This window comes from Enterobacter sp. DSM 30060, from assembly GCF_013375955.1.
Lineage (GTDB): Bacteria > Pseudomonadota > Gammaproteobacteria > Enterobacterales > Enterobacteriaceae > Enterobacter > Enterobacter intestinihominis.
In genome coordinates this window covers 2,342,688-2,356,607 of the sequence record NZ_CP056118.1, presented here as the reverse complement: position 1 = coordinate 2,356,607, position 13,920 = coordinate 2,342,688, and the positions used below count along the sequence as shown (strand labels likewise).

General features: G+C 55.3%; 16 protein-coding genes and 1 pseudogene. 6 read left to right on the top strand and 11 right to left on the bottom strand.

The annotated features are described in order from the left end of the window. Positions 1 to 35: 35 nt before the first annotated feature. The gene (locus tag HWQ15_RS11240) at positions 36 to 1,124 is read right to left on the bottom strand and encodes a cellulase family glycosylhydrolase (RefSeq protein WP_063149615.1); all 1,089 of its coding nucleotides are present in this window, start codon (positions 1,122 to 1,124) and stop codon (positions 36 to 38) included. Positions 1,125 to 1,309: 185 nt separating this feature from the next. On the opposite strand from HWQ15_RS11240, the gene HWQ15_RS11235 reads away from it, so the two are divergent. Next, positions 1,310 to 2,317, top strand: coding sequence for a LacI family DNA-binding transcriptional regulator (locus HWQ15_RS11235; RefSeq protein ID WP_063149616.1), 1,008 nt, complete (start codon positions 1,310 to 1,312; stop codon positions 2,315 to 2,317). Here the strand turns inward: HWQ15_RS11235 and fosA are convergent. After that, complete coding sequence (fosA, locus tag HWQ15_RS11230; RefSeq protein ID WP_032625316.1) at positions 2,303 to 2,728, bottom strand: FosA/FosA2 family fosfomycin resistance glutathione transferase; 426 nt, start codon at positions 2,726 to 2,728, stop codon at positions 2,303 to 2,305. The two genes, HWQ15_RS11235 and fosA, sit on opposite strands and share 15 nt — an antisense overlap. Positions 2,729 to 2,927: 199 nt before the next feature. Here fosA and trpS point away from each other — a divergent pair, with 199 nt between their 5' ends. Beyond that, positions 2,928 to 3,932, top strand: a complete 1,005-nt coding sequence (gene trpS, locus HWQ15_RS11225) for a tryptophan--tRNA ligase (RefSeq protein WP_063149617.1) — start codon at positions 2,928 to 2,930, stop codon at positions 3,930 to 3,932. Between the two features lie 75 nt (positions 3,933 to 4,007). Here the strand turns inward: trpS and HWQ15_RS11220 are convergent, their stop codons facing one another. From HWQ15_RS11220 to HWQ15_RS11210, 3 genes are all read right to left on the bottom strand, one after another. After that, positions 4,008 to 4,271, bottom strand: coding sequence for a hypothetical protein (locus HWQ15_RS11220; protein ID WP_063146616.1), 264 nt, complete (start codon positions 4,269 to 4,271; stop codon positions 4,008 to 4,010). Continuing rightward, complete coding sequence (locus tag HWQ15_RS11215; RefSeq protein ID WP_063146617.1) at positions 4,246 to 4,776, bottom strand: DUF2778 domain-containing protein; 531 nt, start codon at positions 4,774 to 4,776, stop codon at positions 4,246 to 4,248. Before HWQ15_RS11215 ends, HWQ15_RS11220 begins: the two co-directional genes overlap by 26 nt. Before the next feature lie 167 nt (positions 4,777 to 4,943). Further along, positions 4,944 to 5,411: a SymE family type I addiction module toxin gene (locus tag HWQ15_RS11210; protein WP_074142911.1), complete on the bottom strand. Its 468-nt coding sequence runs from the start codon at positions 5,409 to 5,411 to the stop codon at positions 4,944 to 4,946. A gap of 298 nt (positions 5,412 to 5,709) precedes the next feature. Here HWQ15_RS11210 and HWQ15_RS11205 point away from each other — a divergent pair. Continuing rightward, positions 5,710 to 6,579 (top strand): annotated as a pseudogene (locus HWQ15_RS11205) (phosphorothioated DNA-binding restriction endonuclease). A gap of 200 nt (positions 6,580 to 6,779) precedes the next feature. Here the strand turns inward: HWQ15_RS11205 and HWQ15_RS11200 are convergent. The 6 genes from HWQ15_RS11200 to HWQ15_RS11175 all read right to left on the bottom strand — a co-directional run bounded on the left by HWQ15_RS11200 (position 6,780) and on the right by HWQ15_RS11175 (position 11,564). Next, positions 6,780 to 7,475: a hypothetical protein gene (locus HWQ15_RS11200; protein ID WP_004177607.1), complete on the bottom strand. Its 696-nt coding sequence runs from the start codon at positions 7,473 to 7,475 to the stop codon at positions 6,780 to 6,782. A 388-nt stretch (positions 7,476 to 7,863) separates the two neighbouring features. Next, positions 7,864 to 10,197, bottom strand: a complete 2,334-nt coding sequence (locus HWQ15_RS11195; protein ID WP_063216448.1) for a primase-helicase zinc-binding domain-containing protein — start codon at positions 10,195 to 10,197, stop codon at positions 7,864 to 7,866. Positions 10,198 to 10,208: 11 nt separating this feature from the next. Beyond that, entirely contained in the window at positions 10,209 to 10,529 is a 321-nt protein-coding gene (locus HWQ15_RS11190; RefSeq protein WP_014837515.1) for a DUF5375 domain-containing protein, read from the bottom strand. Then, positions 10,526 to 10,753 carry a hypothetical protein gene (locus HWQ15_RS11185; protein ID WP_004098168.1) on the bottom strand — a complete coding sequence of 76 codons (228 nt, stop codon included), beginning with the start codon at positions 10,751 to 10,753 and terminating at the stop codon, positions 10,526 to 10,528. Before HWQ15_RS11185 ends, HWQ15_RS11190 begins: the two co-directional genes overlap by 4 nt. Further along, a complete protein-coding gene (locus HWQ15_RS11180; RefSeq protein WP_045894218.1) occupies positions 10,750 to 11,301 on the bottom strand; it encodes a host cell division inhibitor Icd-like protein in 552 nt (183 codons plus the stop codon). The genes HWQ15_RS11185 and HWQ15_RS11180 overlap by 4 nt, the downstream gene beginning before the upstream one ends. Next, positions 11,298 to 11,564 (bottom strand): AlpA family transcriptional regulator, encoded by a 267-nt coding sequence (locus HWQ15_RS11175; protein WP_017692850.1) that lies wholly within the window; start codon positions 11,562 to 11,564, stop codon positions 11,298 to 11,300. The genes HWQ15_RS11180 and HWQ15_RS11175 overlap by 4 nt, the downstream gene beginning before the upstream one ends. A 560-nt stretch (positions 11,565 to 12,124) precedes the next feature. On the opposite strand from HWQ15_RS11175, the gene HWQ15_RS11170 reads away from it, so the two are divergent. The 3 genes from HWQ15_RS11170 to HWQ15_RS11160 are packed head-to-tail and all read left to right on the top strand — an operon-like array spanning position 12,125 to position 13,672. Then, positions 12,125 to 12,868: a hypothetical protein gene (locus tag HWQ15_RS11170; protein ID WP_063216451.1), complete on the top strand. Its 744-nt coding sequence runs from the start codon at positions 12,125 to 12,127 to the stop codon at positions 12,866 to 12,868. Positions 12,869 to 12,870: 2 nt separating this feature from the next. After that, positions 12,871 to 13,089, top strand: a complete 219-nt coding sequence (locus HWQ15_RS11165; RefSeq protein WP_063216453.1) for an ogr/Delta-like zinc finger family protein — start codon at positions 12,871 to 12,873, stop codon at positions 13,087 to 13,089. A gap of 28 nt (positions 13,090 to 13,117) precedes the next feature. Then, positions 13,118 to 13,672, top strand: a complete 555-nt coding sequence (locus tag HWQ15_RS11160; protein WP_063216456.1) for a phage polarity suppression protein — start codon at positions 13,118 to 13,120, stop codon at positions 13,670 to 13,672. Positions 13,673 to 13,920 lie beyond the last annotated feature (248 nt).

Here is a 13,920-nt window from a genome sequence, read left to right as displayed (position 1 = left end):
TGGTTGCCCGGCGACAGCGCGCCGGGTCGTTATTATTAGCCCTGCGGATCCGGGGCGATATTGCGCAGCTTCTTCATCAGCGCGATTTCAGCGCGTGAAAACGGGATACCGTTCTCCTCGAACACGTCGTGGAACCACAGGCGGCAGTAGTCCGTGGACTCCTTCATCACCACCGGCCACGGCAGCCAGGTCTGGGTTTTACCGCGCACCAGCCCCCACTGATACGGCGCGACCTTTGCCATGTACATCAGCGGGAGCTGCTCTTCGATGGCGCCGCCCACGTGACGCGCCAGCCATTCGGTGCAGAAGATTGGGCGGCCCAGCGCCTGAAGTTGCTGGATAATCGCCGTCATGCGCCCGGTATTGGTGTAGGCGTGATAGCTCACCACGTCCGACAGTTCCAGCGCGGTCTGGTCCAGCGGGTGCTGATAAAACGTCTCGCCCTCCTCTTCCGCCGGCAGACGCCAGGCGCAGACGGTAAGCGGCTGGGTCGGGTCTTCCTCACGCACCCAGCGGAACGCCAGCTTCATCAACTCGTGCGCGCAGGTCTCCAGCTTCTCGTCGTACAGCACCTCTTCCGTGCCCGTCGCGAAAATGCCGCGGTTTCCCGGCTCGTTATACAGATCCCAGAGCAATACGCGCTTATCCTCGCGGAACTGGCGCATAACGTCGCGGATATAGCGCTCAATCTGTGGCCAGCAGTCTCGATCGCACACCTTGTCGCGCCCCGGGCTCGCCGCCGCCTGGCTGTTGTGTTTGCCCGGTACGGGCGGCTTTTGCGGGCCAAGGTACGGCTCGTCGCCGGAGAAACCGCAGTCGTCCATTAGGGTCAGCATGGTGCTGAACCCGTTGTCGTCGGCAATCGTCAAAAAGCGGTCGATGCGCGCCATTAGCCCGTCACGGTCGTGCTCCCAGACGATGAACGGCAGGTTGATGCGCAGGGTGTTATAGCCCGCGTCCGCCGCCCAGCCCAGCTCGCGGTCGATAGTGGCGGCATCGAAGGTCTCTTCCTGCCAGATATCGGTCCAGTTCACCGCTGTCGACGGCAGATAGTTGAACCCGCACAGCCAGCCTTTTTGCTGATACCACGCCTGTGCCTGTTCTTTACTCCACTGCTCTTTCATTACGCATCCTCTTGCTGATAATGTTTAGCTAATAAATATTAGCTGCGGGATAAATGCGCAAATCGCGGTGCAAAGAAAAGCGACGCCTCTCACAAAGTTCACGCTTCGATGAATGAGAAACGTGATCGGCGGCGCTAAAGCGTGCGGTTAGGGTATGATGCGAATTCGCGAAAGGGAGAGGACGGATGAAGCGAAAAACGAAAGTGACGATGAACGATATTGCGCGGGCGGCGGGCGTGTCGCAGGCGACGGTATCGCTGGTGCTTAACCAGTCCCGCAACATCAAGCTCAGCGACGACACCCGCCAGCGGGTGATCAACGTCGCTACCGAGCTCGGCTACGACCGTCTTCCTGCCATTCACGCTCCGCGCAACCAGGAGGAGATCGCCCTGCTGGTCAGCTCGTTGCAGAGCTTCGACCCGTTTATCGACGCCATCAGCCAGGCGCGGGAAGCGGCGTGGCGCAACGAAACGTTGCTCACCGTCTACGACTACGGCGACGACGTGGAGCTGGCCCTGAACATCATCCGCCAGCTGGACAAGCGCAACTGCATCGGGATTATTCTTGCCTCTCCGGTCACGAACGTCGTCGATATGACGCCATTTCAGGACTGTACCCGCATCCCGCTGGTGCTGCTCAACCAGCGCGACCCCGGCTCCCCGCTGCTGCCGTCGTTTATCCCGGACGACTACGCCAACGCTTTTCAGGTGACTAAACACCTCATCGCCTGCGGCGCCAGCCGTATCGCCCACATCACCGGCGAGAGCTGGATGGAGGCCTCGCGCCAGCGTCTGGCGGGCTACCAGGCGGCATTGAAGCAGGCCGGTTTAACGTGTGACGAGAGCCTGGTGCGCCAGACCAACTGGCAGTTCAGCGAGTCCTTTACCGCCACCACGTCCCTGCTGGAACTGACCGAACGCCCGGACGCCATTTTCTGTGCCAGCGACTGGCTGGCGATTGGCTGCTACCAGGCGCTGGCGGTGAACGGCGTGCGTATCCCGCAGGACATGCTGCTGGCGGGCTACGACGACCAGAAGATCTCCGAGCAGCTCACCCCGCCGCTGACCAGTATCCAGCTGCCCTACAGCGAGCTGGGACGGCTGGCGGTGGAGTACCTGTGCAATCAGGAAAATGCCGCCACGCACGTGACGCTGGCGGGCAGGCTGAAGGTGCGCGCCTCAAGCCCCGTCTGAAGTAAATACCATGCCCGCATATGGCTTCTCGCGACACGCCGCCAGCCGCGCGGCGAGGCTACCCACGTGCAGCTCCAGCTTGTGCCCGTCCGGGTCGAGAAAATAGAACGACGCCCCCTCGCTTTTGTTCTGCTTCCAGACGGTGACGCCCGCCTGCTCAAGCCTTTGCGAGAGCGGTTCAAAATCCGCTTCCGCCACGGTAAACGCGTAGTGCGTGTAGTCGCTCTCCTGCGGCGGCACGTACTGGCGCGCCTCGTCGTACGACAGGCAGACCCACAGATCGCCGCAGGTGAGATAGGCCCCGGTATTCCAGCGGGCGTGCAGCGCAAGCCCCAGCAGCTCGTGCCAGAAGGTGACGCTTTTTTGCAGGTCGCTGACCGCGAGGGTCAGATGGTTGAGAGATTGCAGCATGACGTGCCCTTTTGTTTTTCGCGCCGGACGTGGTACGGTAAAGAGATGAACATAAACCACGCCGTGCTCACCGTAAACCGCTGGTGGCTGCCTTCTTAAAGGCGGCACGGAGTAGTTTTCCCCATTTTCTGATAGCCGCCGAAAGGCGGCTTTCACTTTTCTAAGACCCCTTTTGGCAATTGCACATTAAGGAGTCTTTATGAACACACCAACCATCCTCACCGGCGACCGCCCAACCGGCCCACTGCACCTCGGTCATTTCGTCGGATCGCTGCGCCAGCGCGTGGCGCTTCAGCAGACGCACAACCAGTTTGTGCTGATTGCTGACCTTCAGGGGCTGACCGACAACGGCAGCAACCCGCAAAAAATTCGCGACAACATCCCCGAAGTGCTGGCCGACTACCTCGCCGCGGGCATCGACCCGAATATGACCACGATCTGCCTGCAGTCCGCCCTGCCCGCCCTCGCCGAGCTGACAATGCTGTATATGAATATCGTCACCGTCGCCCGCGTGGAGCGTAACCCGACGGTGAAAAACGAGATTGCGCAGAAGGGCTTCGCCCGCTCGCTGCCGGTCGGGTTTATGGCCTACCCCATCAGCCAGGCGGCGGACATCACCGCGTTCAAGGCCGAGTGCGTGCCCGTCGGCGACGACCAGCTGCCGATGATTGAGCAGACCAATGAGATTGTGCACAAGATGAACAGCCTGCTGCCCGCCCCGGTGCTGCGCCACTGCAAGGCGATGCTGAGCGACACCAGCCGCCTGCCCGGCATCGACGGCGGCGCCAAGATGTCAAAATCGCTGGGCAACACGCTGCACCTTTCGGCCAGCGAAGAGACGATTCACCGTGCGGTCAGCGCCATGTACACCGACCCGAACCACCTGAAGGTGAGCGACCCGGGGCAGATTGAGGGGAACGTGGTGTTTACGTACCTCGACGCGTTTCATCCGGACAAGGAGAAAGTGGCAGCGATGAAGGCGCACTATCAGGCGGGCGGGCTGGGGGATCGGGCGTGCAAGAACGAGCTGGAGGGGTGTTTGCAGGAGCTGATTGCGCCGATGCGGGAGCGGAGGGCGATGTATATGCGTGACAAGGGCGAGTTAATGACGATGCTGAAGCGCGGCACGGAACGGGCGCAGGGGGTGACGCAGGCGACGTTGAGGGAGGTGAAGGTGGGGCTGGGGGTGCCGGTGTTTAGTTAAAGTAGGTTTAGCGGTGGAGTGCGTGGGATTGGCATGAAGCCGCTTAATTGTTTTAGAAAGCGGCTATGAAATATTTCATCCCTGCTTCAGGTTGCATATCTTTCGGATGATAATCATCAGTAGCGCGGTAACGACGACCATCATCCCCCCCAACACCCACAGGAATGATGGGTCTGCTTCACCATCAGCAAACCCCAAACCGGTGCGATTTAAAAAATCATTGCTGGCTTGAGACAAGTAATCGAGCAAGCCTCCCAGAGGAAACAGGACGATAAAGAAGGAAGCAATGAGGCATGCCAGACCAATCAGGATATTATTTTTTAACTTTGCATGAAGCATAATCAGCCCTTCCTTTCACATCAATACGTCCATATGCCATCAACCCTTTACCACCAGGAACACGAATCTTCTTACGTGCAAGCAAAGATTGTCTGACCAGTTGAAAATCAGGGATATTATAAAACGTTATGCATCCCCACGACTCTCCCTCACCATTCGGCCTCAATGGATGAAGTCGAAATGAGCCTCTGTCGACCCCATTCACAAATACGTTATCAGCCATGGTCGAAGCATTAAACAAGCCGAACCATTCAGAATGATCGGTCCCGTTCTTGAAGTCTTTTACAAACCGCTCAACCCGATTAGCAATACTGCCTTCCGGTGCATCAACGATCCAGTACGTACCCACTGGTAATGCAGCATTCCTGATAAAGGCACACTCAGCAATATTGGTTACGGGTTCTATCCCTGAAAAAACGGGAAATGTCCCAACGCCATAGACGTGTAGTTTCAGCCTTCGTCCATCGGCTGAGACATCGTTGTAATCCATCCTACAAATCTGCATAGCAATCCTCCCTGTCGCTTTGCGGAGAATGTTACAACCGATTTATTGAGTGCACCAGCGGAGTTAGATAATGCATTTAAAAAAGGAAAAATACGGGCATGCGTATTCAAGCCCGTATTAACTTATCCTTTTACATGATTAATGAAGGGATATTTTAGATATTATTCTTACTTTGCCAGACCATTTCCGCGCTTCACCATAGGTATATCTCCCGTATCATTCAGCGCTCCCGGAAACGTTTTTAACCACTGGGCGACTTTCTGCTTATTTATATTCACCACACTCATACCTTCCAGACATCCCCATAATTCTCTTGTATGCTGTGGCGTAATCACGATGCAGTCTTTCATGGCGCGGATTTTCACAGGCATACCGTTGATAAAGCCTGCACGGGTTAACCAGTCGCCGCCTAGGAGAAGGTATTTCATGTCTATGCGTGCATACAGTTCGCAGCAAGCGGCACTGTCCTGCGGCGTTTCCGCGCGAGGGTGGACGGGCGCCGCGTTGGGCGGGTTGCCGTGCAGACGGCGGGCGCTGTTTTTGCGTACCAGCTCGCGATTTTCAATCATGCTGGTGAAGGCGTCTGATTCTGTTTTGCAAACAGTAAACTCTGGCTTAAAATTCGTCGCAGCCATTTTCAACTCCTTCATAGTTGTTTGTGGTTAGCGGTATGGGGGTGTTGCAGCACCTTCATATCGCGAATTCCTCATTAAATTCTGTTTGATACTTTCTTTGCCCTTCGGCGTAATTTCTGGTGCTCATTATACAGGACTGAATATAAATACAGCGGTTTGGTGTGGGGAAAATTTGGAATTTGCGAGGGGGATTCAGTAAATAGGGTTGGGTTCGTTAAGGTCATATTTTTTGATTGTGGATTGATTGGTCTGGATTTTGCGAGCATCATCGCAATTATTTACCTTCTTCCGTAACGCGATGGCTTCCAGCAAAACTCTCGAACAGGCAATCGCCAACATCACCATCTGGCGCAAAGGCGAATAATGTGCCCCGCATAAGCCTTTATTGCTTCTCTACGTGCTGGCGAACTATCAGCAGGGGCATGCACGATTGTTTAATTACGGAACCGAGGTCCACGAGCAGTTGCTTAGCCTGTTAGAACGCTTTGGCCCACAGCGGAAGGCGCATTACACGAATATGCCTTTCTGGCGGCTCAAAGGGGACGGTTTTTGAGATCTTCAGAACACTGAGTTTTGTTCGACCGCTGGCAGTAAGCAACCGCCTGTTAAAGAACTTGTGGAACATAACGTTGCAGGCGGGTTTGATGAAAAACACTTTGCGCTGCTGAATAAGAACAAATATCTGATCGGCTCGCTGGCGCAGCAGATCCTTGAAGCGCACTTTCCTGAAAGCATTCAGGAGGAGATCGCGGATGAGATGGGGTTTGATATCCAGCAAATCCGTAAGGTTCGCGATCCGCTGTTCCGCCAACAGGTGCTTCGCGCTTATAACTATGAATGTGCCATCTGCGGATTCAACATGCGGCATGATAATGCCACCGTTGGACTTGAAGCCGCGCATATTAAATGGAAGCAGTTTGGCGGGCCGTGTGAGATCCCGAACGGACTGGCACTGTGTGCGATTCATCATAAGGCGTTTGATAAGGGATCGATTGGGCTGGATGAGAGTATGCGGGTGCTGGTTTCCGAGGCGGTGAATGGGGGCGGGATTGTTGGGCGGGTGTTCTGGGATTTTGCCGGGAAGCAGATTGCGTTGCCGATGGTGAAAGGGAACTATCCAAAGGAGGGATATGTAGAGTGGCATCGTAGGGAGGTGTTTAGAGGATGAGTGCGAAGGCCGGACTCAAAACACAATATAACTAATTGATACAAAAGAATTTAATATTGCTAACTCAAAAATATGCCCCTTTTTGTGCCCCCAGCCGTTTTGTTGCCATTGTATGGATAACGAGTTGAAGCATATACCTTTTATGGATAGTTATTCTTACCGGTTAGGTTCCGTCATGCGGATCCTTACCAGAACAAAACTTAACAACCCATTAATTTGACAGCCGCCCTGATATAACTCTCTTCAGGTTTAAATCGTGACATGTGTCGCACGCAGATAACCGGAATATTTCTACTGTTAAGATTGGCCATAAATGCGAAAGTAGTGTGGTAGCCTTTCGGCTGAGAAAATTTGAGAGTAGTTGCATCGCCAAAGTGCTTTAGCAACAAACTCGCGGCTGAGAGTGACTGGAGACTGTTGCTATATGCAACGATCAAATCTGGTTCACTCAAATGGGCTGTTACATGCTCAAAAAATGCCATTGAGTTTGCTTCGATTTCATTCATTGTCATCTCGTGACGAGCTGCTTCTTTTTTCAGGGTTGCAGCATTCTGAGAACACATCATTAATGCGTTGGTATAAATAACATCTTCCCAGCTATAACCGAGGCAAGAAGGTATTTGCTGGAGTCTTTTAGCAAGATGAGTGATCCCCCATTTTCCTTGTATCCCTTCTTGAATACCTGAAATAAAAGGATGTTCATAATCTTGCAGAATAGACTGGCGGTTAGTCATGCATGAATCAGCTAACGAGCCATTAAAGCCCATCATAATCAGCCTTTTTCTCGATGGCGTTGCAGCCAAGAGGTCAAAAGCGCAGTCATAAGGTCGACCAGGCAAATCAGCCAAGTCAAAGCGGGAGAGTCCTTCTAGAATGAAATCTCTGGTCTTGTCCACTGCTTAAATCTTCTCATGAAGTTGCATAGCAACATCATACGCAAAAAAAGTTTTTTTGCATTTAACTGTTCACACTGTTCACCTCCTTGTTTTTCTTTTTAATATCATAGTGATAGATGGTGAACGGTTGGTGAAGAGTGAACAGTCAACTCTTCACCTCAGCGCGTTTCTGGCCAGTTTCCGGCGACCATCACCGCAATACGATGGTGATGAGGGGGGGGTAAAAAGTTTTTTTGGGTTTAACTGTTCACACTGTTCACCTTTGGTTTTTTATTAATACTTTCATAGTGATACAGGGTGAATATACGGTGAAGGGTGAACAGTGGATTGTTCACCCTTGAGGGAGGGGCAGATACAAAAAGACCGGCGGTTGCCGGTCTGAGACAGGTTAAGTCGCGGTGGGTTCGTCGCACTTCGGCAGCCAGTCGCCGTAGCTTTCTTCTTTCAGCGACAGGTTGGTCTGCATACCTTGCTTTGTGTGCCGCTTCTCATAATTCATCCCGTACTCTTTCAGCATCATGGGCAGCCCCAGCCCGAACATTTTCAGGCTGAGCACATTCCTGTAGCCGTTGGCCTCCATATAGGCCAGATACGCGTGATAGAGATATTTACGGTAATTACGCGGGATGATACTGGCATTCCCCATAAACATCCCGTTGGTCTGCGGCAGCGCCTCCAGATAGCCGCAAAAATCAAACGTCGGGTCAGCATCGCGCTTGATGCTCAGTGCCTCATCGGAGTTCTGCTGTGACTGGAGCAGGGCGCGGGCGCTCATCGGGTCGCTGAACTGCTGCATCAACTGGCGCACAATCACGGCCAGCTCGCGGGCGATTTTATCCCTGAGCTGCGGGTCGCGCTCCTCCGGGGCTATCTGCTCCGGGAAGTGGATAATCACCCGGCGACGTGACACGCCGCCGCTGCGGTCGGTGAAGCGCATCGGATTATTGTTGACCGCCAGAATCACCGCCGGAATATGCGTCGAGTACGGGTTCTGGTATTTCGGGTCGACCGACACCGCATCGCCGCCGGTGATGGCCTTGAGCCCGGCACCGTCCCCGCTCCATTTCTCCTGGTCTGGCAGACGAATGAGCGAGAAGCCAATCAGGGAGGCACGCTTACGGGGGTCTTCCAGCGTGTCGATATCGGCTGATGTGGCGTTATCCTCTCCGGCCAGCATCGTGGCGATTTCGGCGAGAATACTTTTCCCGCTGCCGCCGGGGCCGGTCACTTCGAGAAAGAGCTGCCAGTCGTAGCGGTTCGCCAGCACCATAAACAGCGCGGCCAGGATCACGTTACGTTTTGTCGGGTTGCCACTGGCCGCCCGGTCGAGCCAGCGCCAGAAGTTAGGCGCATGGGTTTCCAGCGTTTCCCCTTCTACCGGCGGGGTGAAATCCACATCGCACAGGGTGCGCAGCCAGTGCGATTTGCTGTGCGGGCTGAATATCCCACTTTGGGTATCGAGTACGCCGTTGCGAAAACCAATCAGACGGCGCGCCGGTGCCTCCTGCTGCGGAATAATCAGCTTCAGCGTCTCCACCACAGAGGTGATTCTCCCCGACGAGAACGGGGCGCGTACGCGCTGGAATAAATCAGCCACACTCCGTGAAAAAGTGGCGGCCGGGATATTTTTCCAGATGCCGTTTTCATAGCGGGACAGGAGCTGGCCGTTGGCGTCCACGGCCAGCGCTTCGCCGTAATGCTCATGCACCCGCCAGGCCTTGTCGCTGGGGCCCATGGCGGTAAATTCCGCCTCGCTCATGGTGTCAAACGGGCTTTGTGCCGCTGGCCGGATGGCGGCATAAATGGCTTTCCGCGTGGCGTCTTCCCCTTTCAGCATCATCGCATCATTCCAGTCACCAAATACCGGCGGCAGGGCGACAATGCCCTCACAGGCCTGAGCGGCTGCGGTGGCTTTGTTCTGGCCGGTGCCGTTCAGGTCACGGTCAGCGGCGAGGATAATCTGACAGGCCGGGTGTTTCTGACGGGCCAGGCTCGCCAGAGAAAGAAGGTTCACGGACGACAGCGCCACCATGACGGTTTCCCCGGTCAGGTGATGCACGGTAAGGGCAGTCGCATAGCCCTCCGCTATCCACAGGCGTTTCCCGGCCTGTTTCTGCCCGTCGATAAGATGGCATGCCCCTTTGACCTGCCCGCCCTTCAGGGTGCGCTTGAGCCCCTCAGCATTAATAAGCTGGAGGTTAACCAGCGCGCCGGTTTCGTCATACAGCGGCACCACCACATCACCGGCACGGTAAGCCACGCCGCCGGTTTTGTGAGACGCGGTCAGCGTCAGACACTCACGACCGGCAAAGCCCTTGCGGGTCAGGTAAGCGTTGCCGGTGGCCGGGCGGGTTTTCTCCAGCAGTCTGACGGCCAGCGCGGCCGCTGCTTTGCGGTCGGCCTCTGTTCCGGCCTCTGCGGCTGCCACCACCTCCGGGGCTACCGGCGGCAGATTCCCGGTGACGGCGTTCACCTTCCCGGCGGCCTCGGATGCCGATATGCCGAACACCTTCTCAACCAGTTTCAGGCCATCACCGGCACCGCACTGGTTACAGAACCATGTGCCGCGCCCCTCTTTATCGTCAAAGCGGAACCGGTCAGCGCCCCCGCACACCGGACAGGCCTGATGGCGGTTTTTTATCACTTTCATTCCCAGCGCCGGAAGAATGCGCGGCCAGTGGCCGCACGCCTGTTTTACGGTGTCCGTTACGTTCATTTTCATGGTTTTCTCCCTCAGTGCAGTACAGGCGATGTCAGATGGCGGGCGCAGAGCTCATCCATCACGGCGAGCCCGAGGAAGGACAGCGACGGGGCGGCTTTCAGCGGCCCGGCCTCCATCAAATCTTCCAGTAATGCACAGGCAATCAGACGGCCTTTTTCCTCGCCGTGCTGGCGCAGATAGAAGCCCTCCAGCTCGGCGGCGATGGCACTTTCCAGCGCGTCGAGGGTGAGGTGGGGATAGCGGTGCTGACGTTCGCACAGGGTCAGCCAGGCACAGGCCACGGCGCGGCGATACAGGGCAGCACGCAATACAGGCGGCAGAGGCGTTTTCATACGTTGCCCTCCCCGGTGAACCAGCGGTGGTTGCAGCGCTCGACCACGCCGTCGAGCTGGGCGGTCATCAGGTAAATCACGGAGGTGAGCTGTAACTGCTGAGTCGGGTCACGACGCAGGGAAGTACAGTCCTGCACCTGCATCAGCTCGCCGACGAACTGGCCGACGTTACGCAGGTGCTCCAGGCATTCGAGGTCTTTGACGGTGATGGCGGGCTGTTTCATGCGCGCACCTCCGCCACCGGCAGACGCCCTGCAAACGAGAGGACGTAATCGCGGACGAGGGAAAGGCGTGCGGCGTGTTCATCCCCGGCGACGGCGCGGAGCATACAGATACGGGGCTGACGGTCTGCGCGACGAACGGCGGCAAATACAAAGACAAACTGCGGGTGTGACGGGGCGAGGATAGTAGCCATGATGGCAGCCTCCAATGTTTGCATGTGACTGCTGCCACCGGAAACGCCAATTTCACTGGTGGTAGCCCAAACGGGGTTGGCGTAACCGGCAACATTGGAAACCGGCGCTTCGTGAGAAGCCCCCGCCTGAGCCACCATTACTCGATGGAGCCAAAGATTTTTAAATCTTTGGATCAAAAATGGTTGCGCTAAGGCATAGACACAAAAAAAGACGCAAGGCGCGTCTGGTGTCGCCAATGTTGTAAACGGGACGCCAATCCCGGCTGCCGATTTTGCGGCAGCGGGAAAACTATACCTGGAAACGGGGAAAAGAAGCAAGCCAGAAAAAGGGGCTGTTTGCTGAACGGTCATCATCATGCGTCATAGTCCCGGTTACGTTCGGCAATGCGATCTGCCATCCATGCCGTGATTTCAGACTGCGCCCACGCCACGTTTTTACCGCCCAGACTGATTTGTTTCGGGAAAGCCTCCCGGCTGATGAGGTCGTAAATCGTCGACCGGGACAGGCCACACAGATGCATCACTTCGGGCAGGCGGATAAAGCGCTCCTGAACGGCATCAGAAACCGGCATCAGTGGCGCGGCAGGGGCAGAAGACGGGGAAGAAAAAGCGGTTTGCATCGGGCTACCTCATAATGTCCATACAGTGCCGGTCGTGTCCGTCCGGCCTCGGGTAGCTCTCTATTTTGTGAATATTTTCCCTCAGGGCAACAAGTCATTTTGCAGTACTTCACCACACAACAGACTGTTTTTTATACAGCGACAATCTCTGACAATGTTCTGGTATATCGTGGGTATCCTTTGGCACATTCTGGCACACCCATACATAACAAAAAGTGGTTAATAGATTATTTTTTATTAATAAAAAATATATACACCTCCAGGAGAGTTCAGAAGATGGGTGAACAGTGGTGAACAGTGGTGAACAGACGGTGAACAGTCAGACCCTCAACTGTTCACCCTTTATCTTACTGTATTACTTATATTTTTATTTAAGGTGAACAGTGGTGAACAGTTATAAGTAAAAAAACAAACGATGAGTAAGGTTTTGCTGAGACCTTTCTCTGGCAAGCAGGATTTTAAGTGCTGTTTGTGCCAGAACTGCCACAACTGCAATGAATCGAGATGTTGTGTGATGAAGGGCAGAATCATTTCATGTTGAATAAATGGAGAGCCTGAACATGAAACCCGAAACACTCATCACCGCCCTGCAAGATGTTGCCGCCAGGCAGTCCGCAGAGAACAGCCAGCACATCACCGACAAGCTGAGCACATTCACTGCTGCCAGAGACACGCACGCGGCCAGCATGCAGGTACTGAAAGAGATTGATACGTCCATTGTACGCTGTAAGCAGGAGCGGCAGACCGCCCTCAGTGAGAGTGCAGAAGCGGAGCAGGACTGGCGCAGCCGCTTTCGCACCCTGCGCGGCAGTCTCACGCCTGAAATGAAAGCTGAGCACAGCAGGCGTATCGCCAGTCGCGAGCTGGCCGACGAGTTTACCGGCCTGATTGCGGAGCTGGAGACTGACCGGACACGCGCCATGCTGAATGCCTGCTCCACCGGCAATAAATACCTTTCAGCGCATGAAGATGCCTTTACCGCTTACGCCGGTGCGGAATGGGCTCAGGCTGTCAATGCGGTTCCTGTCACCCTCATCCGCGCTTTCCTGCTGCGCATTCGTGCCCTCGAAATGAAGGGAGAAAGCGCCCCGCAGTCCGTGGCCACTGGCGAGCTGCGCGATGCGCTGAGCCGTCAGGGCAGCCTGTATCACTTCGATATGACGCAGGAGCCGGTGTTGTCCGTGACGGGCATGCACCGGCCGCAGATTACTGACGTTGATACGGAGCTGTTACGCAGCCCTGCGAAGAGAATGATGCTTGCCAGAAAGCTGGCTGAAAATGGCGAGACAGAAGCGGAGGGGTAAGCATGTTTCACTGTCCGTTCTGCAAAACCAGCGCGCATTCCCGCACCAGTCGGTATCTGTCCGATAACGTAAAACAGCGCTATCACCAGTGCATGAACATCGAGTGCTCGGCCACGTTCCGCACGCTTGAATCCATCGACGGGGTTATTCGTTCACAGGCAACAGAGCCGGTCATCCCTGCACCCGCACCGGCGGCCACCGTTAACCGTGCCGGTGCGTAAGCACGGCCAGTCATCAGGAGAAACATACGTGACCACACTGACGCTACAGAAAGCCTTTGAGGCCTGTCAGGCAAACAAATCCGCCTGGCTGCAACGCAGGGATGAACTGACGCAGGCCGAACAGGCATACCGCGAACAGCTTGCCGGTAGCGGCCGGAGCCTGCAAACGCTGAGTGAGATTATCGACGTGAAAAAGTGGGAAATTAATCAGGCTGCCGGTCGCTACATCCGCTCGCATGAGGAGGTGCAGCGCATCAGCATCCGCGACCGATTAAATGATTTTATGCAGGTGCACGGCGCGGAGCTGGCCGCCGCCCTTGCCCCGGAGCTGATGAATTATTCCGGGCAACACTCCGCCGTTCAGCGCTGTGCCATGCAGCACTCACTCGACTATCTGCGTGAGGCGCTACAGGTCTGGCTGGCCGCCGGTGAAAAAATTAATTATTCGGCGCAGGATAATGACATTTTAACGGCCATAGGATTCAGACCTGACGCGGCTTCGCGCGATGATAATCGTGAAAAATTCACGCCTGCACAGAACCTGAATTACACCCGCCGACGCGTAGAGCTGGCCGCGCAGTAGTCCTTTCAAAAATTCCCGAAAATCCCGCCTTTTTCCCCTAAAAAAGCCATGCATGCATAAGGTGCATGGTTTTGCATGCGTTTTACCGATACTGGAACCCCCGCCAGCGCCAGCACTGGCGCGCCCTGAGGCAGGTCATGCACCTGCATTAAATGCGCCCCCTTAAGCGGGCAGGCGGGGCGGGGAGAGCATTGCGCGCTAAGATTTTATGTATCTATCAAATTTAGACAGTCAAATCGAATGGTAGT

Bases quoted from the DNA above. Each gene is read 5' to 3' on its own strand.
- HWQ15_RS11210 (WP_074142911.1), bottom strand. From the start codon at position 5,411: ATGGCTGCGACGAATTTTAAGCCAGAGTTTACTGTTTGCAAAACAGAA.
- HWQ15_RS11185 (WP_004098168.1), bottom strand. From the start codon at position 10,753: ATGAAACAGCCCGCCATCACCGTCAAAGACCTCGAATGCCTGGAGCAC.
- HWQ15_RS11165 (WP_063216453.1), top strand. From the start codon at position 12,871: ATGTTTCACTGTCCGTTCTGCAAAACCAGCGCGCATTCCCGCACCAGT.
- HWQ15_RS11170 (WP_063216451.1), top strand. From the start codon at position 12,125: ATGAAACCCGAAACACTCATCACCGCCCTGCAAGATGTTGCCGCCAGG.
- HWQ15_RS11180 (WP_045894218.1), bottom strand. From the start codon at position 11,301: ATGATGATGACCGTTCAGCAAACAGCCCCTTTTTCTGGCTTGCTTCTT.
- HWQ15_RS11190 (WP_014837515.1), bottom strand. From the start codon at position 10,529: ATGAAAACGCCTCTGCCGCCTGTATTGCGTGCTGCCCTGTATCGCCGC.
- HWQ15_RS11175 (WP_017692850.1), bottom strand. From the start codon at position 11,564: ATGCAAACCGCTTTTTCTTCCCCGTCTTCTGCCCCTGCCGCGCCACTG.
- HWQ15_RS11215 (WP_063146617.1), bottom strand. From the start codon at position 4,776: ATGCAGATTTGTAGGATGGATTACAACGATGTCTCAGCCGATGGACGA.
- HWQ15_RS11220 (WP_063146616.1), bottom strand. From the start codon at position 4,271: ATGCTTCATGCAAAGTTAAAAAATAATATCCTGATTGGTCTGGCATGC.
- fosA (WP_032625316.1), bottom strand. From the start codon at position 2,728: ATGCTGCAATCTCTCAACCATCTGACCCTCGCGGTCAGCGACCTGCAA.
- HWQ15_RS11240 (WP_063149615.1), bottom strand. From the start codon at position 1,124: ATGAAAGAGCAGTGGAGTAAAGAACAGGCACAGGCGTGGTATCAGCAA.
- HWQ15_RS11235 (WP_063149616.1), top strand. From the start codon at position 1,310: ATGAAGCGAAAAACGAAAGTGACGATGAACGATATTGCGCGGGCGGCG.
- HWQ15_RS11195 (WP_063216448.1), bottom strand. From the start codon at position 10,197: ATGAAAATGAACGTAACGGACACCGTAAAACAGGCGTGCGGCCACTGG.
- trpS (WP_063149617.1), top strand. From the start codon at position 2,928: ATGAACACACCAACCATCCTCACCGGCGACCGCCCAACCGGCCCACTG.